At 61.4% G+C, this 23,262-nt stretch carries 19 protein-coding genes; 7 read left to right on the top strand and 12 right to left on the bottom strand.

Annotation, left to right across the window (positions count from 1 at the left end; genetic code table 11):
- Window positions 1–87 precede the first annotated feature (87 nt).
- Window positions 88–3,012, top strand: coding sequence for a PVC-type heme-binding CxxCH protein (locus CFE428DRAFT_RS08830; protein ID WP_006979166.1), 2,925 nt, complete (start codon window positions 88–90; stop codon window positions 3,010–3,012).
- Between the two features lie 317 nt (window positions 3,013–3,329).
- Here the strand turns inward: CFE428DRAFT_RS08830 and CFE428DRAFT_RS36620 are convergent, their stop codons facing one another.
- From CFE428DRAFT_RS36620 to CFE428DRAFT_RS08815, 3 genes are all read right to left on the bottom strand, one after another.
- A complete protein-coding gene (locus CFE428DRAFT_RS36620) occupies window positions 3,330–3,668 on the bottom strand; it encodes a hypothetical protein (RefSeq protein WP_157447464.1) in 339 nt (112 codons plus the stop codon).
- Window positions 3,669–4,103: 435 nt separating this feature from the next.
- On the bottom strand, window positions 4,104–4,775 hold the full coding sequence (locus tag CFE428DRAFT_RS08820; RefSeq protein WP_006979165.1) for a response regulator transcription factor: 672 nt from the start codon (window positions 4,773–4,775) through the stop codon (window positions 4,104–4,106).
- A complete protein-coding gene (locus tag CFE428DRAFT_RS08815) occupies window positions 4,765–5,811 on the bottom strand; it encodes a sensor histidine kinase (RefSeq protein WP_006979164.1) in 1,047 nt (348 codons plus the stop codon). The genes CFE428DRAFT_RS08820 and CFE428DRAFT_RS08815 overlap by 11 nt, the downstream gene beginning before the upstream one ends.
- A 372-nt stretch (window positions 5,812–6,183) precedes the next feature.
- On the opposite strand from CFE428DRAFT_RS08815, the gene CFE428DRAFT_RS08810 reads away from it, so the two are divergent.
- The 3 genes from CFE428DRAFT_RS08810 (at window position 6,184) to CFE428DRAFT_RS08800 (ending at window position 9,152) form a co-directional block, all read left to right on the top strand.
- The gene (locus CFE428DRAFT_RS08810) at window positions 6,184–6,735 is read left to right on the top strand and encodes a YdcF family protein (protein WP_049975591.1); all 552 of its coding nucleotides are present in this window, start codon (window positions 6,184–6,186) and stop codon (window positions 6,733–6,735) included.
- A gap of 231 nt (window positions 6,736–6,966) precedes the next feature.
- The gene (locus CFE428DRAFT_RS08805; RefSeq protein WP_006979162.1) at window positions 6,967–8,109 is read left to right on the top strand and encodes an SGNH/GDSL hydrolase family protein; all 1,143 of its coding nucleotides are present in this window, start codon (window positions 6,967–6,969) and stop codon (window positions 8,107–8,109) included.
- A 14-nt stretch (window positions 8,110–8,123) separates the two neighbouring features.
- Complete coding sequence (locus CFE428DRAFT_RS08800; RefSeq protein WP_006979161.1) at window positions 8,124–9,152, top strand: ThuA domain-containing protein; 1,029 nt, start codon at window positions 8,124–8,126, stop codon at window positions 9,150–9,152.
- A gap of 3 nt (window positions 9,153–9,155) precedes the next feature.
- On the opposite strand, the gene CFE428DRAFT_RS08795 is transcribed toward CFE428DRAFT_RS08800, so the two are convergent.
- The 3 genes from CFE428DRAFT_RS08795 to CFE428DRAFT_RS08785 all read right to left on the bottom strand — a co-directional run bounded on the left by CFE428DRAFT_RS08795 (window position 9,156) and on the right by CFE428DRAFT_RS08785 (window position 11,649).
- Window positions 9,156–9,563, bottom strand: a complete 408-nt coding sequence (locus tag CFE428DRAFT_RS08795; RefSeq protein ID WP_006979160.1) for a YlbF/YmcA family competence regulator — start codon at window positions 9,561–9,563, stop codon at window positions 9,156–9,158.
- Window positions 9,564–9,616: 53 nt separating this feature from the next.
- Window positions 9,617–11,305 (bottom strand): esterase/lipase family protein, encoded by a 1,689-nt coding sequence (locus tag CFE428DRAFT_RS08790; protein ID WP_006979159.1) that lies wholly within the window; start codon window positions 11,303–11,305, stop codon window positions 9,617–9,619.
- A gap of 92 nt (window positions 11,306–11,397) precedes the next feature.
- On the bottom strand, window positions 11,398–11,649 hold the full coding sequence (locus CFE428DRAFT_RS08785; protein ID WP_042724667.1) for a hypothetical protein: 252 nt from the start codon (window positions 11,647–11,649) through the stop codon (window positions 11,398–11,400).
- Window positions 11,650–11,811: 162 nt separating this feature from the next.
- Between CFE428DRAFT_RS08785 and CFE428DRAFT_RS08780 the strand changes: the two genes are divergently transcribed.
- The 3 genes from CFE428DRAFT_RS08780 to CFE428DRAFT_RS08770 all read left to right on the top strand — a co-directional run bounded on the left by CFE428DRAFT_RS08780 (window position 11,812) and on the right by CFE428DRAFT_RS08770 (window position 13,575).
- Window positions 11,812–12,003, top strand: coding sequence for a hypothetical protein (locus CFE428DRAFT_RS08780; protein ID WP_006979157.1), 192 nt, complete (start codon window positions 11,812–11,814; stop codon window positions 12,001–12,003).
- A 346-nt stretch (window positions 12,004–12,349) separates the two neighbouring features.
- A complete protein-coding gene (locus CFE428DRAFT_RS08775) occupies window positions 12,350–12,961 on the top strand; it encodes a HupE/UreJ family protein (RefSeq protein ID WP_006979155.1) in 612 nt (203 codons plus the stop codon).
- Window positions 12,958–13,575 (top strand): HupE/UreJ family protein, encoded by a 618-nt coding sequence (locus CFE428DRAFT_RS08770; protein ID WP_157447463.1) that lies wholly within the window; start codon window positions 12,958–12,960, stop codon window positions 13,573–13,575. Before CFE428DRAFT_RS08775 ends, CFE428DRAFT_RS08770 begins: the two co-directional genes overlap by 4 nt.
- Window positions 13,576–13,588: 13 nt before the next feature.
- On the opposite strand, the gene CFE428DRAFT_RS08765 is transcribed toward CFE428DRAFT_RS08770, so the two are convergent.
- From CFE428DRAFT_RS08765 to glgX, 6 genes are all read right to left on the bottom strand, one after another.
- Window positions 13,589–15,175 carry a hybrid sensor histidine kinase/response regulator gene (locus tag CFE428DRAFT_RS08765; protein WP_006979153.1) on the bottom strand — a complete coding sequence of 529 codons (1,587 nt, stop codon included), beginning with the start codon at window positions 15,173–15,175 and terminating at the stop codon, window positions 13,589–13,591.
- 256 nt (window positions 15,176–15,431) lie between these two features.
- Window positions 15,432–15,869: a hypothetical protein gene (locus tag CFE428DRAFT_RS08760; RefSeq protein ID WP_006979152.1), complete on the bottom strand. Its 438-nt coding sequence runs from the start codon at window positions 15,867–15,869 to the stop codon at window positions 15,432–15,434.
- Between the two features lie 11 nt (window positions 15,870–15,880).
- Window positions 15,881–16,483 carry a hypothetical protein gene (locus tag CFE428DRAFT_RS08755; protein ID WP_006979151.1) on the bottom strand — a complete coding sequence of 201 codons (603 nt, stop codon included), beginning with the start codon at window positions 16,481–16,483 and terminating at the stop codon, window positions 15,881–15,883.
- A gap of 1 nt (window position 16,484) precedes the next feature.
- Window positions 16,485–19,499, bottom strand: coding sequence for a WD40 repeat domain-containing protein (locus tag CFE428DRAFT_RS08750; RefSeq protein WP_237705461.1), 3,015 nt, complete (start codon window positions 19,497–19,499; stop codon window positions 16,485–16,487).
- A 582-nt stretch (window positions 19,500–20,081) separates the two neighbouring features.
- Window positions 20,082–20,744, bottom strand: a complete 663-nt coding sequence (trhA, locus tag CFE428DRAFT_RS08745; RefSeq protein ID WP_006979149.1) for a PAQR family membrane homeostasis protein TrhA — start codon at window positions 20,742–20,744, stop codon at window positions 20,082–20,084.
- Between the two features lie 132 nt (window positions 20,745–20,876).
- Complete coding sequence (glgX, locus tag CFE428DRAFT_RS08740) at window positions 20,877–23,153, bottom strand: glycogen debranching protein GlgX (RefSeq protein ID WP_006979148.1); 2,277 nt, start codon at window positions 23,151–23,153, stop codon at window positions 20,877–20,879.
- Between the last annotated feature and the right edge of the window lie 109 nt (window positions 23,154–23,262).

Here is a 23,262-nt window from a genome sequence, read left to right as displayed (position 1 = left end):
GACTTTAGACGATTGGCGAAAAGGTTAAATAAATAACAACAAAGTATCTTTCCGCTTCGCGGTTTATTTGGCAGTAAAATACCATTTATGCGTCCTTCCCCCTACTGGTTGTCGCTCCTTCTCTCCCCCTGCGTGCTGCTCGCCGCGGACCTCGAAATCAAGCCCGGCGACCTGCCTCGCATTCCCCCGACCCCGCCGGAAAAAGGCCCATCGACCTACACCGTCCGCCCCGGTTTTCACGTCGAACTCATGGCTTCCGAGCCGACGATCGTCAGCCCCGTGGCCATGGCCTTCGATGAAAACGGCAAGCTCTACGTCGTCGAGATGATCGACTACTCCGAGCGGCGCGACGAGAAGCTCAGCCGCATCAAGCTCCTCGAGAGCACGAAGGGCGACGGCCACTACGACAAGGCGACGATTTTCGCCGATCATCTCCCATGGGCGACGTCAGTGACGTGCTGGGATGGCGGCGTCTTCGTCCTCGCCTCGCCCGATCTCTTCTATTTCAAGGACACCAAGGGCGACGGCCATGCGGACGTGCACGCGCTCGTCGCGACGGGCTTTGGCAATCTCGTGGAGCGGCTCAACGTCCAGGCGTTGCCAAACTACATGCAGTGGGGCCCCGACCAGCGCATCCACGGCGCGCTCGGCGGCAACGCGAGCCGCATCACGAGCTTTGTCCACAAGAGCGACCCGCCGCTCGAATTGCGCGGCCGCGATTTTTCCTTTGATCCGCGCGACCTGCATCTGCGCGCGGAAGTTGGCGGCGGGCAATGGGGCATGAGCTTCGACAACGCCGGGCGCAAATTCATCTGCAACAACAGCCGGCACATCATCCAGTTGCTCTACGGCCTCAATGCGCTGCGGCCCGGCATTTCACTGCCGCCCGCCGCCGTGGACATCGGCGTCGATGGACCGCAGGCGGAGGTCTTCCGCACCAGCCCGGATGAACCGTGGCGGGTCATTCGCACCGCCTGGCGGGTCAGCGGGGCCTCGCCCGGCGTCGTCGAAGGCGGCGGACGTGCGAGCGGTTATTTCACCGGCGCGGCGGGCATCACGATCTATCGCGGCGATCTGTTTCCGCCGTCGAACCTGGGCGACGCTTTCATCGCCGATTGCGGCAGCAATCTCATTCATCGCAAGAAGATGCACGGCGAAGTGCTCCTCACCGCCGAGCGCGCGGCGGACGAACAGAAGAGCGAATTTGCCGCGAGCCGCGACAACTGGAGCCGGCCGGTCTTCTTCACCAATGCGCCCGACGGCGCCCTGTGGTTCTGCGACATGTATCGCGAAGTCATCGAGCATCCGTGGTCGCTTCCCGAGCCGCTCAAGTCGCACCTCGATCTGAATTCCGGCAACGACAAGGGGCGTCTCTATCGGCTGGTGCCGGACGGCACGAATCCGCGTCCGCTGCCGAAGCTCGGCAACCTGGCGAGCAAGGATCTCGTCGCTTTGCTGGCCCATCCGAATGGCTGGCATCGCGACACCGCCGCCCGCCTGCTTCACCAGCGGCAGGATCACAGCGTCACTCCTGCGTTGCTCGATCTCGCGGAGCATTCGGATTCTCCGCTTGGCCGTCTCACCGCGCTGCGCGTGCTGGCCGGTGACAACGATCTCTCCGATGAAGTGCTGGTCAAGACGCTCGCGGACAAGGATGTCCAGGTGCGAGTACAAGCCATTCACACTGCCACCGCGCATTACGCCGACGGCAAGGTACCGGCAAGCGTGGATGCGGCGCTGCATGCGCTCGGGAAAGACGAGTCGGGTTTCGTGCGTTACGAACTGGCTTGGGCGCTCGGCACGCTGAACGTGCAGGACAAGCCGGGGCTCATTCTCCAACTCGCCCAGCGCGACGCGACGGACACCTGGGCGCGCACAGCCTTGCTGGCCGCAGGAAACAACGAGGCGGGCGCACTCTTCCAGGCCTGTGTGCGGCCGGGCGGAGCGAAGATCGATCCTTCCTTCACCCGCGAACTGGCCACGACGATCGGCACCCGCAAACAACCGGCGGACGTCGATGCGGTGATCACTTACGCTCTGAGCTCGGAGCATCCGGCCGAATGGCTCGGACCGCTGGCCGACGGACTCGCGCACGGCGGCTCGTCGCTCGCCAAAGCGGACACCGGCAAGAGGCTGCAGCCGCTGATCAGCACGGCCGCCGATCACATCAAACACCAGGCGAACATCAGCCCGTCGGACTTCACGATTCTCGGCGTGACGGGTTCCCAGGAGTCGGTCGAGCTCATCGGCGCTTCGCTGGCGCAACACCTGCCGATCTCGCTGGCCACGCCGGCGCTCGAGGCGCTCACCCACTTGAATCCGCCCACGCTTGGGAAAGTGCTCACCACCGCGTGGCCGGGCATTCCCACGGAAGCGCGAGGCGCAGCGATCCGGCTCTGGCGCACCCGCCCGCAGCAGGTGCCGTCATTGCTGGACGCCGTTGCGGCGAATGTGGTCGCGAAATCCGAGCTGACGCCGGAAGACCTGGCCGCCCTGCGCGAAAGCCGGGTGGCAGCGATCCGCGATCGGACGGTGGAAATCTTCGGCCCGGCTGCTTCTCGCACGCAAGTCATGGCGGCGTATCGTCCGGCACTGAACATGAAGGGCGACCCACTCAAGGGACACGCGACCTTCACCGCGCGCTGCACGGTGTGTCATCGTTTCCATGGCGAAGGCAACAGCGTCGGACCCGAGCTCGACGCCTCGGCTTCCGCCGGGCGCGAAAAGCTGATGGGCAATATCCTCGAGCCGTCGCGTGAAATCACCGCCGGGTTCAACATGGCGATCGTCGAGACGAAGAGCGGCGAGCGCGTCGCTGGCATCGTCGCGGCGGACACGGATAGCACGATCTCGCTGCACACCCCGGGCGGACTCTCGCGCGACATTCCGCGCGGTGAGGTAGTGCAGATCGAGCGTTCGAGCCGTTCGCTCATGCCCGATGGCATCGAAACCGGCCTCACTCCCCAGGACATGGCGGACCTGCTCGAATTCCTCTCCTCCGCCAAAAAATGAAACGCCGCACATTCCTGCAAGTGCTGGGGATGACCTGTGGCGCCACGCTAGCCCGCGCGGAAAGCCCGGCGCGTCATCCGCTCCTGGAATATCCCGATGCCAGCGGCGCGTGGCTGCCCGTGCGAACGGCCGCGGATTGGGAGCGGCGCCGCGTGGCAATTCTGGCGGCGGCGCAGACCATCATGGGACCGCTGCCCGGAGCGGAGAAGCATTGCCCACTCGACGTGCAGGTCAGCGAGGAAGTCGATGCCGGCAGCTACGTGCGGCGCTCGATCACCTACGCGAGTGAGCCGGGCTCGCGGGTGCCCGCTTATCTGCTAATCCCCAAACGCGTGCTGCACGAACCGGGAGCCAAGGCCGCGGCAGTCCTCTGCCTGCATCCGACCGACAACAAGATCGGCTGCAAAGTAGTGGTTGGTCTCGGTGGAAAAGAACATCGGCAATACGCGGTGGAGTTGACGGAGCGCGGCTACGTGACGCTCTCGCCGGCTTATCCCCTGCTCGCCGATTACCAGCCCGATCTCGCCGGTCTCGGCTACGTCAGCGGCACGATGAAAGCGATTTGGGACAACAAGCGCGGGCTCGACTTGCTGGACGCGTTGCCCTTCGTCCAGCGCGGCAATTACGCGGCCATCGGCCACTCGCTCGGCGGTCACAATTCCGTCTACACCGCGCTATTTGACGACCGTATCAAGGCCGTCGTCTCGAGCTGCGGGCTCGATTCCTTTGCCGACTACAAGGGCGGCGATATCACCGGCTGGACGAGCACGCGCTACATGCCGCGCCTCGCCGCGTTTAAGGGACGGTCCAGGGAGATGCCTTTTGATTTCGACGAACTGCTTGCCGCCCTCGCCCCGCGGCCCCGTGATGCTCAGCGCACCTTTGCACGACGCCAATTTTCAGGCCGCCCAGCGTCGATCGTATCGCGGCGGCAGCCAGGACGGTCTATGCGCTCCTCGGGGCGCCCGAGGGGCTGGTGGTGCGGCATCCGGATAGTGAGCATGATTTTACCGACGACGCGCGCGCGGCGGCGTATACCTTTCTGGAGAAGGCGTTGCGGACGGGCGGGAATGGGTAGGCGGCTATCCGCCCTATCCGCCGTTTTCCTGCACCCATTGGGCAGCGCGGCTGTAGAGCTCGGCGGCGTTGCGCAGCTGGAGCTTCTCCTTGATGCGCGCGCGGTAGGTATCGATCGTCGTTTCGCCGAGGTGCAACTGCTCGGCGATCTCGCGGCCATTATAGCCACGGCCGATGAGTTGGAAGACCTCGAGCTCGCGGTCAGCCAAGAGGTCCATCCGCGAAGTCGTGCCAATGGCACGCGGGTTCGAGATCTTCTCCAGCATCAGGGTCGTCATTTTTTCGCCGAGATAGATCTTGCCGGCGAGAACCTGGCGGATCGCTTCAGTCAAAGTGCCGGAAGCTTCGCTTTTGGAAATGTAACCCTTGGCGCCCGCACGCAGGACGCGCTCCGCATACAGCGCCTCGTCATGCATCGAAAGGACGAGCACGGGAACGGACAGCCCGTGAGCCTTGATGTCCTTGACCAACTCCAGTCCGCTCGAACCGCGCAGCGTGATATCGACGATGGCGATGTCCGGCGCGGTCTGCTGGATGATGCGCAGGCCTTGCTGAATGTTGTCCGCCTCGCCACAGACCGTAAACCCCGGCTCGCGGCCGAGCATCTCGCCCAACCATTCACGAAACATGAGGTGGTCTTCGACAAGGACGACTTTAATGGGTTTTGGGCTGGTTTTAGACGGCATGTTGGAGAGGGCTCTGACTGGCATGATGTAGGGGGAGTGAACAACGGACGACAGTTCCGAGATCGGGCTTGCTGTCAATTTCGCAAGTGGCACCGAGGAGGCGGGCGCGATAACGGATCGTGCCCAACCCCATGCTGGTGCTGGTGGGGGAAACGGGGGAATCATCGAACCCGCGGCCATCATCGCGAACGACGAGGGTGTAGTGGTCGCCTTCTTCGTTCAACTCGACACTGACGTGGTTGGCCCCGGAATGCCGCACGGCATTGCGCAATGCTTCCTGAGCGATGCGATAAAGATGAATCGCGGTCTGGGTATCTCCGATCGTAATCTCACCGTGCACATCGAAAGTGATGGTCGCCGGATTGGCGCGATTCGCGGAGGCGACGAGATCTTCAAGCGCGGCGGGCAGATTCTCGGCATCCATGTGCACTGGGGAGATTCCGCGGGCGAGATTGCGCGCTTCGACGATTGCATCCTGCAAGAGTTTCTGGATCGTTCCCGCCGCAGCCGCTTCGGGAATCTCCCGGCCCTCGAGATCCGATTTCAGGCAGGCGGCCGCACAGTCAATGGCCGCGAGATCCTGGCAAAGCCCATCGTGCAAATCCTGCCCGATGCGCATCTGTTCGCGTTCCGCGACGCGGACGATCTCCTGTTCGAGAGTCCGCGCGCGGGTCATCGCTTCCATGCGGGCACGAATCTCGTCGCGCTGCGTTTTCAAGGCCATACCACCGATGGCGACGAAAAGGAAATAAACCATCCGGTTGAACGCCACCCAGACATAAGCATGTAGTGACAGGTAAGGATGTTGCCTCAATCCGGCCAAATACCAGATCACGGCGCACAAGACGGCGATGACCAACCCCGACTTGCGCGGCCCGTACCACACCGCGAGCAGAATGGGCGGCGCGTAAAAGACCGACATCGTCCACTGCCACGGCGTCAGAAAATCGATATAGCCGACCGCCATCGCGAACAGGAGGCACTCGATGAAGATCGCTGTTTTCGACTGACCGGAGAACAGTTCACCAAGCTTCATTGCGAGGGATTTGTGCGGAGGGGGAGTTGCGGGAGCCGGGGGAATAGCTGGGGGGCGTTTCTCAGCATTGTGCGTGGATTCGCGCACAGCTTGATCCTCGTGCGCAATAAAATTAATTAAATCTTTAGGATGGGGTTGGGGAACGATTTTGTCGTCACTCATCGTCAATTCGTGTTACAGGCGATACCGCCCATGCCGTCTGGCAACGTCTCAACCACCACCATCACCCCTCCCCAGCACAAATCAAGCCCCTCTGCGCGCCTCTGGCTGGGCGGATTGCTCCAGAGTCGAACATTAATCGTCCCCACTTGGCGTGGCTGGGCGCTGTTGCTTGTTTTAACTTCGTTCGTCGTGTGTGTTTTTGGACGCAGCTTGTGTGCGTTTCTCAGCGTTCAAGATTCCGTCCCCGGCGGTGTGCTGGTCGTCGAGGGCTGGGTTCCAGCCTACGCCGCACGGCAAACCCTCGAAGAGTTCCGTCGTCAGCCCTATCAGGGCATCTACGTCACCGGCGAACCTCTGGAAGAGGGCAACCCTTATATCGGCTTCGGAAACTATGCCGACTTCACCGCCGCGAAGCTCCAGCAGGCGGGTGCGCCTCCCGGCAGTGTCCACGCCGTACCCGCGCCTTTCGTCGGCAAGGACCGCACCTACACCACGGCGCTGTTCTTGAAGAAACGGTTGGAAGCCGAGGGCATCTCCCTCGCCAAGGTCAACGTGGTCTCGATCGGCCCGCATGCGCGCCGCAGCCGCCTGCTCTACCAGATGGCCTTCGGATCAGCGACCAGGGTCGGCATGATCGCCATCCCGGATCGCGACTACGATCCCGACCACTGGTGGAAGACCAGCGCAGGCGTCCGGTCGGTGATTAGCGAAGCCATTGCTTATGGCTACGCGCGCTTGCTTTTCCGCCCGTCGGCCGAGTGAAGAGCGGATAGTCGATATTCGAGGCTTGGCGAGAAGTCCGTGGAGCCGTGGGGACAATTGATAGTTGATAGCCGCGGCTCGGACTGCGGTAGCCCTTCCGCGCTTCCTCCCCGGAGCTTCCTTGGATGTCGAATTTGCTCCATTCCTCTTTTTTGAAGATTCCGCCGATTGGTCGTGACGCTCTATCGTTGGCAAGCGCCGTGAGACCGCCCATCATGGTGGTTCATCACCATGAAGTTCCCCGTTCTCCTCGCGACCTGGCTCGCTGTCTCTTTCGTTGCCCTCCGTGCCCAAAACCCGGCACCTTCCGTGAACGCCCAACCTGCTCCCGCCCACCCCGCGGCCACACCCGCGCCCAAGCTCGATTGGTATGACGTCACGAAATGGGGCGTCGAAGGCCGCGGCTGGGGCGACCTGGAACGCGAGCGGTGGTTTGATCGCCTGCCCGCCATCGCGGATGGAAAAGTCACCCCCATCGTCTGGACGCTTAGTCGCGACAGCGCGGGAATGATGTTCCGCTTCAAGACCGACGCCAGGGCCATCTGGGCGCACTACGTCCTGCGGACCGATCACCTCGCCGGGGTGAACATGACCGCCATCGGCGCCAGCGGCCTGGATCTTTATGCACGGGATGAACACGGCGCCTGGCGTTGGGTCGGCGTGGCCAAGCCGGACAAGAAGGAAGTGCGTGTCGAGATCATCAACGGTCTCGCTCCCGGCTCCCGCGAATACGCCCTCTATCTGCCGCTCTACAATGGCATCGAGTCCCTGGAGGTGGGCGTCAGTGCCGGCGCGCAATTCGAAGGTCTCAAGCCGCGCGAGGCCAAACCCATCGTCTTCTACGGCACCTCCATCACGCATGGCGCCGCCGCGTCGCGCCCGGGCATGGTGCACACGGCCATCCTCGGCCGGCACCTCGAGCGCCCGGTCATCAATCTCGGCTTCTCCGGTAATGGCAAGATGGATGCCGCCGTCGGCGAACTGCTCACCAAGATCGACGCCGCGGTTTACGTCATCGATTGCGAGCCCAACATGAGCCCGACCGAGGTCCGGCAAAAATGCCCGCCGCTGGTGAAGCAATTGCGCGCCGCGCGCCCGGAAACGCCCATCATCCTCGTCGAGGACCGGCGTTGGGCCAACACGTGGATTCGCCCGGAGCGGCAGAAGTTTCACGATGAAAATCACCAGGCGCTGCACGACAGCTTCGAGGCGCTGGAGAAGGAAGGTGTGAAGAAGCTCTATTATATTCCCGGAGATAACCTGATCGGCGACGACGGGGAAGGGTCGACGGACGGTTCGCATCCGAACGACCTCGGCTTCGTCCGCCAGACTGCCATCTTCGAACCGATCCTGCGCCAGGCGCTCGGACAGTAAAACATTCTCCACTTATGAAACGCTTCTTCCTCCCCGTTTTGCCACTTCTCGCCGGCCTGGCCGCCATGATGACATCGCGCTCCATGGCCGCTCCGCTCACTTACGAAGGTACCGATGGCCCCGCCAGGGGCAAGCAGGTCGTCCTCATCGCCAGCGACCATGAATACAAATCCGAAGAGACCCTCCCGGAACTTGGCCGCATCCTCGCCCGCCACTACGGCGCGAAATGCACCGTCCTCTTTGGCATCGATCCGCAGACCGGCTACATCCGAAACGGCAACTCCAACATTCCCGGTACCGAGGCGCTCAAGACCGCCGACTTGCTCGTTATCTTCACCCGCTTCCAGAATCTGCCGCCCGAGCAAATGCAACCCATCGTCGATTATCTCGATCGCGGCGGCCCGGTCATCGGCCTGCGCACCGCGACGCACGGCTTCAAGATTCCGGCCGACAGTCCGTATGCGAAGTTTGACTTCCAGTTCAAAGGCGAGGATTTCAAAAACGGCTTCGGCCGGCAGATCCTCGGTGAAACCTGGGTCGGTCACTATGGGCCGAATCACAAATCCAGCACCCGCCTCGAGATCGTGCCGGAGCATGCCAGCCACCCCGTCCTGCGCGGAGTGAAAGACGCCTGGGCACAGGTCGGCGCCTACAACGCTCATCCTATCGAAGGCAGCGAGGTGCTCATGAACGCCCAGCCGCTGACCGGCATGGAGCCGACTTCGCCGGTCGACGAAACGAAGCCGCCCATGCCCGGCGCGTGGGTGCGCGAATACAAAAGCGCTTCCGGCAAAATGGGCCGCGTCTTCACTACTACCTACGGCGGCAGCGGCGATCTCGTGAACGACGGCTTCCGCCGTCTGCTGGTGAATGCCTGTCTCTGGACCATGGGCCTGGACAACGACATCAAGCCGGACAACGACATCAGCCTCGTCGGCCCGTATCGCCCCACCTGGCACGGCGGCGCCAAACGTGCCAGGGACATCAAGCCCGAAGAACTCGCGGGTTGGGATTCGCCGATTCTGCCCGAGGAGAAGAAATAAATTCTAGTGGCAGTTGCAATTGCCGCACGAACCATCGTGCACGTCCTCGTATTCCGGCCGGCGGCCGAGCTCGAAGGTCTTGTTGAGAAAGCGGCTCACCGTCTCGTGGAGTTGCGCCAGTTGATCCTGCGCATCGAGAAATCCCTGCGCCACCGGATCGTTCATGAACTTCTCCCGCAGCGTCTCGAATTGCGCAATCTCCTCGGGTTTCAGCTCGAGCCCCTGCCCTTGCTTCATCCGCAGGAGATCACCGAGCCCGTTGAGCTGCTGGTAATCGAATTTCAGCAACTCGTTGTTCATGAAATCATCGATCTTCTGCTTCAACGCTTGAAAATCCGACTGGTCGACGATCGCCTGGCAAAGGTCGAGGGTACGCTGGGTGATCGGGCTTTCTTTGGTTTTGGTTTCCATGGGGCAGGCCGAAAGTTAACGGCAGCCCAGGGGGATTGGCAACGGAATCTACTTTAGTTGTTTCCCGCGGCCCCGGCGTTCTGGCGCAGGATGCGGCGCACTTCGGCGATGGCTTGCGGATTCTGATGCGCGCTGTGATTGGACGGCACGATCAACTCGCTCTGCGCTCCATCGAGATGGCTGCTCCAATACGGCACGACGCCATCCGTGCTCACCGGCGGCGTGCGGTCCTTATTCCCGCCCTTGCCACGGTCGCCCATGATGGAGTGGTACGGGATGCCCGGCGTCAGCGGCACGGTATTGATCAGCTTCACGAAGCGATTGTTCGGCGCAAGCGTGTCCACGCTGTTTGGTACGCTGCCCAGTCGCAGGATGGTGGAATCCTGCAACATCGCATTCCTCACTTCCCCGCCGATCTTCATGAGCATCGCCGGCGACTTGATCAACCGCGAGGCCAGCCGGCCGACCCAGCCCGTCGCCATTTCGCTGCCCTGATGCGGCCCGGAGATGAAAATAACACGGCCGACTTCCGGCCGATGTTTGAAGATCAACGACTCCTCCAGCATCTTCTGCGCATGCGGCGAAAAATGCGTCTGGCTCGGCGGCTTGCGGAAGGTTCCCATCCAGAGTTTGTCGCCGCTATCCGTGATCATCAGCCGGCTGATGAGGCTGCCCATGCTGTGGCCAATGAGCACGATCTTCTTGTGCAACGGAAAGCGCTTTTCCGCGGCATCGAGCTGCTCGCGCATGATTGCCGCCGAATACGGATAGGGGTAACCGCTGGGGTAACTGTAGAACCAAAACTGGTAATGTGCGCGGATGAACGGATCGCCGCGCAGCTTGTTGATCATCGGCGTCCAGGTCGCCGGTGAATCCATCAGGCCATGCGTGACGATGACGACGGTCTTGTTGGGGTCATAAGCCTGCAGGCGGACGATGTGCGCGGTGCCCGCGTATCTCTCGGGCCATAACACCCGGGCGATTTCCAATTTTTTCGGGTTCTCGCGCGCCAGCATCACGGCCAGCGGCACGGTGAAATCCGCCGCCAGCGGAAAAATGCCGCCGTCCAGCGAAGTCGTCTCGACCGCGAGCGGATCTTCAAACGCCACCACCACGTGGCGCGCTCCGGTTTTGTCGCGTCCGGGTTCGAAATGCAGCACCGCGGTGATCCCGTAATAAGTCCTCTCCGGCGCAAACTGCTGCGCGGCATCCCGACGCGGAGCTTTGCCCACGGCGACCAGCGGCGCCCCTACTCCGGGCTTCACCGTACGCTCGGTCACATAAGTGCCCTTGACATCAAACTGATCAGCCGGCGTGAAATCGTAGAGACTCGGGTCGGCCACCCGCTGCTTTGGCGGACGATTCGTGAGCAGGTAATCGCCGCCCGGCGCCGGGACCCGCAGCGGCTGCGTCCACGGGTCGAGCTTGGCCCGGCGGATGGTCTCGAACACCCGGGACGCGGCGAAATTATAAGCATCGCGCGCCGCTGCGTCGCGCGGATTGTGCTCGAGTTGCTGCGCCGCTTCGTCCGCGGCAGTCAGCAAATCACCCAGAGCCTGCCGCGGATGACTGCGCTCCTTGGCGACGCCAACCGCGATCGCTTGCTCCGCCTTGACCAGCGTGCCTACCGTCGAACGGATGGGGCGAAATTGGGGTCGTCTCTCCGAGACCGTGGCATACTGCGCACAACTCGCGAGACCAAGCATCAACCCGGCAAACAGGCACGAATGAATGAACTTCATGGCGGCGGGAGAGTAGTGCAGCCCGGCCCCATTTGGCGACCGCGGATTTGTAAAAAGTGGGCGGTTTTTTGGAAATTACATATCAACCGCTCTCAATCCTCGGCGCCCTCGGAATTTTTCTTCGTCTGCGCGCGCTGAAAATCCGCCACGACTCCGTACGCCGCCGGCTCGTGGACTCTCACCTCCCAGCCGTGGACCACGGCAAAGCTGGCAATTTCCTCCGGCAATTTTTCCGGAGGAACCGGCCAGCACGAGAAGAGAACGTGCGAGAAAACGCGGCAGGTGTTTTGCCGGTGCAAGACGTCACCAATGAAAACCGCCAGGCGTTCGCGCGTGTGAATCATAACCAGCAAAGGAATCGATTTGCCCCCGAAATCGCGTTGCTCCATCGATGCGGTCGTAACCTTGGCCAGCACTGACCTAACTAATTGCTAATTAAGTACCAACCGCCCGCACACGCAGCCCTCACTTCGTCAGCGATTCTGTGGTGAACCACATTTATCCCTATGAAGACACTGCTCATCCTGTGCTTTGCCGCCTCTTCCATCCTTCTCTTCTCTGCGTGCGAGGACGAGGACATGGACCACGACCATCATCACCATCACCGCCACGAAGCGGTAACGTCAACCACCACAACGGAAGAAACCACGGTCCACCATGCGGTGCCGACCGAAACGACGACCGTCCGGACCTACTAACTCACTAACTTTCTTTATTTATGGCTATGCTGATTCTCCCTACGATGTTGGCTGCCGCCGGCTATTCCCTCCTCTATCTGATTTTCGGTGGCGGGATTGGTGGCGCGATCCTCATTTTCATCGTCGCGAAAATGCTCGGCAAATAAACCGCTCGGCGGTGGTATTTGCAGAAAGGTCGGCTGGATATTGTTTCACAGCCGGCAGGGAGATGGGCGCGCGATCCGCGTATTGGCTCATTTCCCGAATCCGTCATCCCGATCCCGCGACTGCGAGGTCGGGATGACGCTTTGCGGGGCCGGTGAATCCGCGCTTTCGCCGGGCACGGTGGCAGGATACGGTGCGTCGCATGAAGCCGCCCAGGCCTTTCTCCATCGCCCCCGCCGTTGTCGCCACCGCGCTCCTGCTGCTCCTGCAGGGCAACGCCAGCGCGCACTCCACGGCGGGAAACATCGGTGGATTTGTCAGCGGTTTTGGACACCCGCTCACCGGGCTCGATCACATCGTGGCCATGGTCGCGGTCGGCCTCTGGGGCGCCTATCTGCGCGCTCCGGCAATGTGGCTGCTGCCTGTCGTGTTCCCGGTGGTAATGGCTTTCGGAGGAGCCCTCGGCGTGCTTCACGTGCCGCTGCCGGCGGTGGAGACATGCATCGCGCTTTCGGGGTTGTTGCTGGGGTTGGCGGTGGCTTTTGCCGTCCGGCCTCCGCTATGGGTTGCCGCGGCCATCGTCGGCTTCTTCGCCATTTTTCACGGCCACGCCCACGGCACGGAATTGCCCAACTCGGCAAACGCGATGACTTACGCCATCGGCTTCGTCATCGCCACCGGCCTGCTCCATCTCAGCGGTATCGCGCTGGGACTGCTCCTTCGCTGGCCTTGGGGCCACGTGGTGGTGCGCCTGAGCGGCGCGGCCATCGCGGTGATCGGGTGCCTGTTTCTTACCGGAACGATCAAGGCGTGAGTAGTCCGGGCTCATGCCGTCGCGCGTGGCTGATCACGCCCGTGGCCGGGCTCGCGCTCCCAGCACATGCCCAGGCCCATATGACGGTGCAGGGCATGAGCAGCTTCATGACCGGCGCGCTGCATCCGCTCCTGACGCCATCTCACGTGATCATCCTTCTCGCCTTGGGATTGGCCGTGGGCCAGCACATCCCCCTGCGGCTCGGGGCGCCGCTGAAAGTCTTCGCCGGCTGCTCAGCCATCGGCCTCGCCCTTACCACTACGGGGCGAATCGCCGGTGTCCATCCGGGCATTCTCTCGGGCATCGCTTTCGCCATCGGCGGTATCGTGGCCTTCGGAAAGAAACTCCCGTTCGCGGTACCAGCCATCCTGCTCGGCGCAGGCGCGCTTGCCATCGGCCTGGATTCCGGCGTGGAAAAGGGCGCTGCGTGGACTGTATTCGGAACGCTCTCCGGCACCTGGGTCGGGCTGCTCGTATACCTGGTGAATTTCGCCTTCTACACTTCGCTGGCCGCGGAGAAGAAACAGCAGTGGCTGCAGATCGGCATCCGTGTCGCCGGCTCGTGGATCCTGGCAATCTCCGTGCTCATGCTCGCCTTTGCGCTGCGCAAGTAGGACACCTCCGTTGTCAATTCTGCGGCATTCGCAACGCCGCGAGATTCTGCACCACCGCTACGAGCTCATGCGATTCCACCGGCTTGGCAAGATGCATCTGGAACCCGGCGCGCAGGACCCGGGTGCGATCTTCACTCCGGGCGAGCGCGGTCAGGGCCACCGCGGGCACGGTGCGCCCGCCTGGCAACGCCCGCAGGCGCGCGATCAACTCGTAGCCATCGTGCCCCGGCATCCCGATATCGCTCAACACCACATCGGGAGAGAATTGCGTAAACTCGCTCAGCGCTTCCTCCATGGAAGAAGCCGTGCGCACCGCCGCGCCATTGCGCTCGAGAATCCGCTCGATCGCTCCTCTCGAATCCGTGTCGTCATCGACGGCCAGCACTTTCACTCCCTGGAGGTGGCCGACAGCCTGCGTCTCCGCGGTCGCGCTGGGATGTTCGCCGCCCGGCGGCTCCGTATGATGGTGCGCCGACAACATCGGCAGACTCAGCGTGAAGGACGCCCCCTTTCCAAGCCCCAGACTGGAGACTTTCAAGTGGCCGCCATGCAATTCCGCAAGGTGACGGGCAATGCTCAGTCCGATCCCCAAACCGCCATGCTTGCGCGTGGTGGAAGCATCCGCCTGCCGAAAGCGGTCGAAAACGTGATCGAGAAACTCGGGGGCAATCCCCTGCCCGTTGTCCGACACAATCACTTCCACGTTCGATTTGGCGCGGTGCATGGTGACCTGAATGCGACCGTGCGTCGGAGTGAACTTGATCGCGTTGGTCAGGAGATTCCAGACGATCTGCTGCAAGCGATTCTTGTCTCCCATGGTCACGCCATCCACATCGGCGAGCAGCGAGGTGAGGCGAATGTCCTTGGCGTCGGCCGTAGGGCGGACGGTCTGGACGGCCGCGTTCACCACGGCAGATAGATCGACGCGCTGCAGGTCGAGGCTGACCTTGCCGGCCTCAATGCGGCTCATGTCGAGCAGGTCTTCGATAAGCTGCGATTGGAGGCGGACATTGCGTTCGATGACTTCGAGACCCTGCGCGAGATCGGCAGGCGTCGCCTCTTCTTTCAGGATTTGGATCCAGCCGAGAATGGCCGTGAGCGGCGTGCGCAGTTCGTGAGAAAGAGTCGCCAAAAAATCGATCTTCAAGCGATCCGCGCGCTTGAGGTCCTCGTGGGCCTGCGCCAACCGGCGCGCGGCGTCTTTCTGTCCGGTGATGTCACGCGCGATCTTCGACGCCCCGACGATTTTGCCAGTTTTGTCCCGCACCGGTGAAATCGTCAGGGAAACATCGATCTCTTTTCCATCCTTGCGCACCCGGATCGTTTCAAAATGCTCCACCCGCTCCCCGGCCGTGATGCGGCTGAGAATATGCGTCTCCTCCTCCATGCGATCCGGTGGAAATAGTCGGCTGATCGGCTGTCCGATCATCTCTTCGGCCGTGAAACCGAAAATGCGCTCGGCGCTTTTGTTCCAGCTCGTAACGATGGAATGGAGATTCTTGCTGACGATCGCGTCTTCGGAAGAATCAATAATGGCGGGAAGCAGGAAATCGGCCGGTGGCAGGCCTGCTTCGGCATCGATGTTTTGAGATGGTGGCATTTTCCGCGATTTTCAGGGGCTCTTGCTGGCTGGAACGACGCGCATGGTAAATAAGTGATGCGGTTAAGATGCCTTCGGACACCCCCGCGTATACTCGTATCGCAGCAAAGGGCGCTCCGGATGTTTGTTCGCCCTTCTCCGTCAGAAAAGCGCCTGCGCGCTCCCCTCACCTGGCGCCGCTGATCCAGCACCAGGGTGAATCGACATTTCGCTTCGGATTTCGAAGCGAGTTTCATTTTCGTCGCAGAGCAAGGCCTCACCACATCCGGACACGCGGCCCATAGCCATAGGGGCCGAAAGCATACGGGCCATAGGCGCTGTACCAGCCCGTCGCCATCTCGCGGTTCATCTGCGCGGCTTCATAGTTCTGCCGTGCGATGCGTTGCTGCACGGCGAGCTGCTGGTAGCGCTGATATTCCGCTTCGCCGCCGATGAAAGCGGTCCCCTTCTTTTCGTCTTTGTAGGCATAGAAAGTTTTGCCGTTCACAGCCACGCGCTCGACCTTGTAGGAGGGTGCACCGGCGTAGAGTTCCTTTTGTTTCGCCGTCTGCGGAGTCCGCTCCTTGAAGCCGGCGGCGGTGAGCATCGATTCCTGGTTCGAGGCATCGAAGCTGGCGCAGCCGGCGAACGACACCACAGCGAGCACGCCACCCAGAAGGGCGGCTATGTCAGACAGAGGCAGCTGGAGTTTCATAGATGTTTTGTTTAGAGGTGATCGCCGTATTTCTTGCCGGCGATGATTGCAGCGACCGCGTGCGCGTATCTGCCGGAAGGCGAATAGGAGAAACTTGGTACGTAATCCGACGGAGAGAGTCTGTCGGGCTGAAGCGGCTTGCTGAACATGGTGGCGTCCAGGATGAGCCAGCCTTGCGGGCCTTCCCAAATCAGCCAGGCATGGTTGACATTCCGCTCGACGCTCGCTTTGCCGACGACGAACCGGACATTGCGCGAGCCCATCTTGGACGCGAGCCACAGGGCTTTCGCCTTGCAATCGCCGCTCTTGGTCGACTCGGTTTCCGCCGGTGTTTGCGGCACATAGGGCTGATCTTTTTTAAAGACGTAGCGGAAGGCCCGCCCCTCCCGTACGAGTTGCTCCACCGTGCCCATGTCGGGCTGATTGCCGCCGAGGCTGTGCAATACATCCCAAAGGGGGCCCAGATATTGATCGTAGGGAGTCCGCGAAGTCGGGGTTCCGAGGTCGATGGCCCCCCCTATTGCCCGGGCGCTCGCCATCAGGATGATGAGCGCGGTGATCAACTTCTGCCGCAAGGTCGCGTGCGAGCGCGCGGGTAATGCGATGCTTTTCATATTATTTTTTGGCGACGTAAGCGCGGCGCACGCGCTCGAGTTCCTCCAATTGCCCCTGGGTCCAGCCACGGAGGTCGCTGAGGTAACTGGCTTCCTTCCAGGCGGGATCGAGAGCGACCAGCCGGTGATAGTCGGCCAGCGCCTCCATATCGTTTTTCTGAGCCCGCGCGCACAAGCAAAGCCCGGCGATGACGTCGTCCACCATCTCGCCAGCCAGGTCCTGGGCGGCCATGAATTGCACGGCCGCCTGCGCGGGCCGCTGGAAATAGTACAACACCCAACCGTAGGCGCGGCGGGTTTCGAAATTGTCCGGCTCGATCTCCAGCGATTTGTCGAAGAGCGCGACGGCCTCGGCCATGTTTTGCATCCGGGCCTCCACTTTTGCCGCGCGACGCAAAACTCGCGCATCCCCCGGCGCGTCGGCGACGGCCTTGGTCACAACCGCCAATGCCTCCACGCCGCGCCCGGCATTGATCAGCGTGCTGGCCGCGTAGCAACGCGCGAGGGGCGTCGCGTCCGGCATTTTCAATACCATATCCGCAATGAATTCTCCGTGACGTGCATTGGGAAGGTAGAGACTCACTCCCGACAGAACGAGTGCATCGGCCGAGATCGCCTCGTAACATTCGAAAAGAGCGCCGAGGGAACGCTCGTTCACCCGATGCACGATGTTATCGGCCAGCGTGCTGGTAAACCGCGGCATGCCATGGCGGTCGCTGCCGCTGGCGAGTTCCCAGCGCGCGAGTTTCGTGAAGTCCGCCTCGGCGGGAAGCGCCGGATCGTCCGCCATGGCGTGCAGTTGCGCCATATGGGTGAGCACGCGCTCAAAAGTATCGGGCCCGGTCCGATGCAACCCGACCAGCCGCTCCGCAAAAGCAGGCATCCATGCCGGCACATCCTGCGCGACAAAGGGCGCCTCGATCGCCCGCACCGTGCCATCATCACAAGCCACGACCACCACCTTGTCCTGCACCAGATAGTCGATGCACGTCGCCTGCGTGTGCAGGTTCACTCCTTCGCCCAGCGGGCGGCCGCTATCGATCTCGAAAAATTGCACTGCCTCCAGTAACAATGAGGTGATCGCCAGGAAACGGTTGTCCTCGGTGATAACCGCGGAGAAGACCGGTCCGGGCGCCAGCACCGGCGTGCCGACCGGCTTCCACGTTTTCGTATCGTAGACCACCGCCTGGACGTCATCCCCCGTCACCACCATGCGACTGCCGTCGGGGCTGAAACGGGCGCACCAGAGCGCATTGTGCCGATTGATCACACTCACCGGTCTCCAGGTCTTCGCGTCCCAAATGCGGGCCGTGCCATCGGTCGACACCGTCACCAGCAATTTCCCATCCGGACTGAAGCGCGCACACTTCAACTCCGATTTCTTTTTACCCGGATGCTGGATCACGGCCAGCGGTTTGGTGCGATCGGTGAAGCTCCAGACGGTGGCGCGCGGCCCCGCCGCAGTCACCAATCGGTTTTCGTTCGGCGCGAAATCGACCCAGTTCACCGCGGCAGAGTGATGATACGGTTTTCCATCGACTCTCCCCTTTTTGGCGTCCCACAGCTGCGCGTCGCCACTCGTGTCGGAGGTCAGAATGCGCGAGGCATCCGCATTGAAAACTGCACACGTGACCTTGCCCCGCTGTTGCATCGCTGGACCGTAGGGATCGACGTGGCCCGAAATCCAATGCAGCGCCGTGTGGTCTTCGGAAGCGGTCACGAGGTGTTGCCCGTCCGCGCTGTAGAAAGCGGTGCGCGCCCGGGCATTGTGATTCCGCACCGTGGTCAGCGGCATGCCGCCATTCGTGCGCCAAAGACGCGCCTCGCCATCCGCTGTGCCAGTGGCGAGCACCTTGTCGTCCGGGCTGAAGGTCATGACCAGCACCGGCCCACCGTGCAGGATCCGTTCGCCGCGCTGCGCGCCGTTGCGCGTCGTCCAGATCGTCGCGTGCCCATCGCTGGAAGCAGTGGCCGCGCGCATTCCGGTGCGCGCCCACACGAAGTCGTTCATCGGCGCCTCTTCATGCAGGGAGACGGGCAATTTCGCTCCCGTGAGCGCATCCCAGAACTGGACGCTTCCGTCGCCGAGCAGCGTGCCGATCATGCTGCCATCGGGACTGACGCGCGCTTTCGTGATCGTTTCTCCACAGGACATGGCCGGCATCACCATCACGCCCTCCTCAGGATTCCAAAGCCGCGCGATCTTTTCCTCACCGGCGGTCAGCACGTAACGCTCGTCCGCGGAAAAATCGAGGGCGATCACTGCGCCTTGGTGCGGCAAGCCTTTCCCGATCTCCTTGGCCGTCTCCAGGTTCCACACCCGCACCATATGATCGCTCCCCGCGGCGGCCAGCTTCATTCCACTGCGCGACATGGCAAGTGCGGTCACCGCGCCTCCCTGCATGTGAAACTCCGCGATCACTTTCCCCGCCTCGATATCCACCGCCTGAATCACTCCACCCGCCGTGGCGATGACGAAGATTCCCCCTCGCGATGATCTCCGCGCCACCGTCACCGGCTGCGCGGGTTTGCCTTCTTCGAACACCGGCTTTTTCGCCGCGGTATCCCAGATCCGCAGGCCTCCCTCCTTCGTCACCACCGCCAGCCGCTTTTCGTCCTTTGTAAACGACAGACCGACAATGGCGCTTTCTTCCTTCGGCAGGGCCAGGCGTTCCTTCGCCGCGTCCGCTTCATCCAGCGGTTCGGTGCTGGAGATGAAGACTTCTCCGCTCGCCGCGCCCGTCGCGATCTTCTTTCCATCCGCACTGAAGACCAACGTCTCCACCGCTCCGCCGTGCTTGATCGGCAACGTCTCAGGGAGATTCCACACGTGATCACGAACGGCCGCATAGAGCATCGTTCCCAGCACGCGGTTCCCTGGATCGCGCGCTGCCGCCGCGGCCAGTGCCGCCGCCGCCTTGCGCGGTTGGTTATCCTCAAAATAGGCTTGCGCCTCTTCCCGGGCGGCGAGGCTCTCGGGCAATTCCTTCGGCGGCTCTCCCGCTCGACTGCTCACGATCAGGACTCCGAACGCGATCGTGCAAAGCCAACTGCAACTTCCGCAAAGAAAGCGTAGGCTACTTTTCATAAGTTTCGTTTTCCTCAACTACGATTCGGCAAATGGATTTTGAAGAAAGACCCGCAACTCCGGAGCACTGACTCGACGCTGGGATGAAGCGCTGCCGAATCAGCGCGCAGCGATACGTCGACCTCGATAGACAACACCTTTCCCCTCGTGGCGGATCCGCCGGCAGAAGACCGCATGCTTTTCATACACGGGGAGTGTGAAATTCTGCACGTCGCACGTCCCTGAAAATATGCGCGACAACACTAATTGCACACCCGTTCCCCTGTAGAGGAAAGATAATTCTTTGCGAAAAGTATGTCTGCCAAAAACGACACCACCGCTCACACATGCCACGACAAATTAATCCCAAGAGCCACTACATATAACTCCCGACTTATCATCGCTTTCCATCTGAAAAACTTATCTCGTTCCCGTTCAAAACCTACGTGGATACCTTTTCCATAATCAACGTCACACTGGGGAAAACCCAGCCAAAGGATGGCAATTTATCCCGCTAAAATACTCAGCTAGCTAAAAAGCATATCGCCAGATCGCCAGGAAATGGAAAACCGTGCCGATAAGGACGGCGATGTGCCACGCCAGATGATGGTAGGGAAAACGGCGCGCGACATAGAACACCAATCCGCCCGTGTACGCCACGCCCCCCGCCACCAACAACCAGAGCCCCGGTTCTGGCATGTGCGCGAGCAGCGGCTTGAACGCGATCAATGCTACCCAGCCCATCAGCACATATAGCGAAATCGTGAATGACTTTGGCTGCACCCCGCGCAGGCATTTCAACAGCACGCCAAAGATGGCCAGCGGCCACACCACAGCCATGAGCAGCCAACCCCACGGGCCCCAAAGGATACCGAGAGAAAGCGGCGTGTAGCTTCCCGCGATCATCAAAAAGATCGCCGCGTGATCCATGATCAGAAAGAACTCCTTCGCCTTCCCCGGCAACAGCCAGTGATGGACCGCCGAACTCAGGTAGAGGAGCATCGTCGTCGCCGCGAAAACTCCCATCCCCAGATAGGAACGCACACTCGGATGGTGAGCGGCGGCCAGGAAGAGAAACGGCGTTCCGACGACGGCGGCGACGAACCCAATCGCGTGGCTGATACTGTTCGCCAACTCCTCACCACGCGACCACTGGCGAATTGCGATAGAACTGTGCGCAACCGGTCCGTTCACCGGAAGGCGGGAGTGAGGGGCATTTTCAAGAGTATCACTGGCGACACGTTAGCAGGAAGGTCGTCGAATGGAAACGCCCGTCCTGCCTTCGCGTTGGCCGGTCGAGTTCCATTCTGCATCTGCAACGAAGCTCTATTTCACCGGAGGATCTCCGGGCTCAGTCTTGCCCTGCGCTAAATCGGAAATTTTCGGCGGCGCCTGGTGCCTCGCCCGGAAGCGTGGTCCAACCGTGGTTGGGTCGATGGGCTCGTGTTTGGAAGGCCGCGGCGGAGTGGGCGGCGCCACCGGTTCCAGTTTCTGGCTGCGCTTCCAGGCCACGCTGCGGGCGTCATCCTGCGTGCCCTTCACCAGGCGAAGGACGCACATCGTTCGTCCCTCGACCGCGAGTTCATCGCCGGAACTGTGCGATGCGGGTTCCGCGGGAAAACCGCTCTCTTCATGCGTATTGAGAAACATTTCCCAATTCACATGCTCCTTGCCCGGCAGCGCAAAATTGACCGGTTCGTGATAGGCGTTGAGCAGGAAAAGGAAGGTATCGTCCAGCACCGCTTCTCCTTCGGGATTGCGCACGTCGAGCGCATCGCCACAGAGGAGCATGGCGAGGCAACGATTGGCCGAGGACCAGTCTTCGCTGTTCATCTCGCTGCCATCGGTGTCGAACCACATGAGATCCTTGATACCGGCCCGGGGCACACGCCGGCCCTGGAAGTATTTGGGCCGGCGGAAAATGGGATGCTTCTTTCGCTCGTCGATGAGCCGCGAGGTAAACGCGATCAGTTGCTTCTGCCAGCCGGCGTGTTCCCAGTTGAACCAGGAGATCTCGTTGTCCTGGCAATAGGCATTGTTGTTCCCCTGCTGCGTGCGACCGAATTCATCGCCGCCGACAATCATCGGCACGCCTTGGGAAAGCAGCAGCGTCGCGAGGAAATTGCGGAGTTGCTGGCGGCGCAAGGCGTTGATGTTTTCGTCATCCGTCGGTCCCTCCGCGCCGCAATTCCAGGAGCGATTGTCATTGTGGCCATCCTGATTGTTCTCCCCGTTCGCCTCGTTGTGCTTCTCATTGTAGGAAACGGTGTCGTAGAGGGTGAAGCCGTCATGAGCGGTGAGAATATTCACCGAAGAATAGGGACGACGCCCGCCCGATTCGAAAAGATCCGCGGAGCCGGTCAGTCGATAAGCCACCTCGCCCAGCAACCCCATGTCGCCCTTCCAATAAGCGCGCAGGCAGTCGCGGTACTTTCCGTTCCACTCCTGCCAGAGGACAGGGAAATTTCCGACCTGATATCCGCCCTCGCCTACATCCCATGGCTCGGCGATGAGCTTCACCGTGGAGATGATCGGATCCTGGTGAATACAGTCGAAGAAGCCCGATAGCTTGGAAACATCGTGCAGCTCGCGCGCCAGGGTGGACGCAAGGTCGAAGCGGAAACCATCCACATGCATCTCCGTGACCCAGTAACGCAGGGAATCCATCAGCAACTGGAGCACGCAGGGGTGTTGCGTGTTCAGCGTATTCCCCGTGCCGGTGTAATCCATGTAGTAGCGGCGATCGTTCTGCACGAGCCGGTAGTAGGAAGCGTTGTCCACTCCGCGAAAGCTGAGGATCGGCCCGAGTTGATTCCCCTCTCCCGTGTGATTGTAAACCACGTCGAGAATCACCTCGATCCCCGCGGCGTGCAGCGCTTTCACCATCTCTTTAAACTCCTGCACCTGTCCACCCGCCACGCCACTACTGGAATAGGAGGAATGCGGAGCGAAGAAGCCGATCGTATTGTAGCCCCAGTAATTCGTGAGCCCCTTGTTCTCGAGGAATTCATCATTCACAAAATGGTGCACCGGCAGGAGTTCGACGGCCGTCACCCCAAGCTTCTTGAAATAATCGATGGCAAACGGATGACCGAGCGCCGCGTACGTCCCGCGAATCTCCTCCGGAATATGCGGGCAGAGCTTGGAAAAACCCTTCACATGAACCTCGTAATACACCGACTCCGCCTGGGCGATATCGAGGAGATGATCGTCGCCCCAGTCGAAGGCATTGTCCACGACCACCGACTTGGGCATGCAGGCGGCGTTGTCGTGCGCGTCGCGGTGTAGATCGGCGTCGGCGCTGCCATCCTGGACATAGCCAAACATCTCCGGCCCCCAGTTCACGAGGCCGGTAATCGCCTTCGCATAAGGATCGAGCAACAGTTTCGCCGGATTGAACCGATGCCCCTGCGACGGCTCATACGGGCCATTCACCCGGTAACCGTAAAGTTGCCCCTCCTTCAGGTCCGGAACGAGGCAATGCCAGACGTGATTCGTGCACTCGAATAGAGGCAGGCGAACTGTTTCCGTGGGCGATGAAACATCATCGAACAGACAGAGTTCGACACCGGTCGCATTCTCCGAGAAGAGGGCGAAATTCACCCCAAGCGGCGGTCACAGTGGCCCCGAGGGGGATTCGGTCGCCCTTTCCAGAGTTTGAATTGATTCATCGCGTGCTCAGAGAATCGCGACAAACCGCTTCCATGGACGG

This window comes from Chthoniobacter flavus Ellin428 (assembly GCF_000173075.1).
Lineage (GTDB): Bacteria > Verrucomicrobiota > Verrucomicrobiia > Chthoniobacterales > Chthoniobacteraceae > Chthoniobacter > Chthoniobacter flavus.
This window is presented reverse-complemented; position numbering and strand designations above follow the sequence as displayed.

Excerpts from the sequence above, each read along its gene's own strand:
- CFE428DRAFT_RS08830 (WP_006979166.1), top strand. The coding sequence starts at position 88 with ATGCGTCCTTCCCCCTACTGGTTGTCGCTCCTTCTCTCCCCCTGCGTG.
- CFE428DRAFT_RS08820 (WP_006979165.1), bottom strand. The coding sequence starts at position 4,775 with ATGCCGTCTAAAACCAGCCCAAAACCCATTAAAGTCGTCCTTGTCGAA.
- CFE428DRAFT_RS08815 (WP_006979164.1), bottom strand. The coding sequence starts at position 5,811 with ATGAAGCTTGGTGAACTGTTCTCCGGTCAGTCGAAAACAGCGATCTTC.
- CFE428DRAFT_RS08805 (WP_006979162.1), top strand. The coding sequence starts at position 6,967 with ATGAAGTTCCCCGTTCTCCTCGCGACCTGGCTCGCTGTCTCTTTCGTT.
- CFE428DRAFT_RS08800 (WP_006979161.1), top strand. The coding sequence starts at position 8,124 with ATGAAACGCTTCTTCCTCCCCGTTTTGCCACTTCTCGCCGGCCTGGCC.
- CFE428DRAFT_RS08795 (WP_006979160.1), bottom strand. The coding sequence starts at position 9,563 with ATGGAAACCAAAACCAAAGAAAGCCCGATCACCCAGCGTACCCTCGAC.
- CFE428DRAFT_RS08790 (WP_006979159.1), bottom strand. The coding sequence starts at position 11,305 with ATGAAGTTCATTCATTCGTGCCTGTTTGCCGGGTTGATGCTTGGTCTC.
- CFE428DRAFT_RS08785 (WP_042724667.1), bottom strand. The coding sequence starts at position 11,649 with ATGATTCACACGCGCGAACGCCTGGCGGTTTTCATTGGTGACGTCTTG.
- CFE428DRAFT_RS08780 (WP_006979157.1), top strand. The coding sequence starts at position 11,812 with ATGAAGACACTGCTCATCCTGTGCTTTGCCGCCTCTTCCATCCTTCTC.
- CFE428DRAFT_RS08775 (WP_006979155.1), top strand. The coding sequence starts at position 12,350 with ATGAAGCCGCCCAGGCCTTTCTCCATCGCCCCCGCCGTTGTCGCCACC.
- CFE428DRAFT_RS08765 (WP_006979153.1), bottom strand. The coding sequence starts at position 15,175 with ATGCCACCATCTCAAAACATCGATGCCGAAGCAGGCCTGCCACCGGCC.
- CFE428DRAFT_RS08760 (WP_006979152.1), bottom strand. The coding sequence starts at position 15,869 with ATGAAACTCCAGCTGCCTCTGTCTGACATAGCCGCCCTTCTGGGTGGC.
- CFE428DRAFT_RS08755 (WP_006979151.1), bottom strand. The coding sequence starts at position 16,483 with ATGAAAAGCATCGCATTACCCGCGCGCTCGCACGCGACCTTGCGGCAG.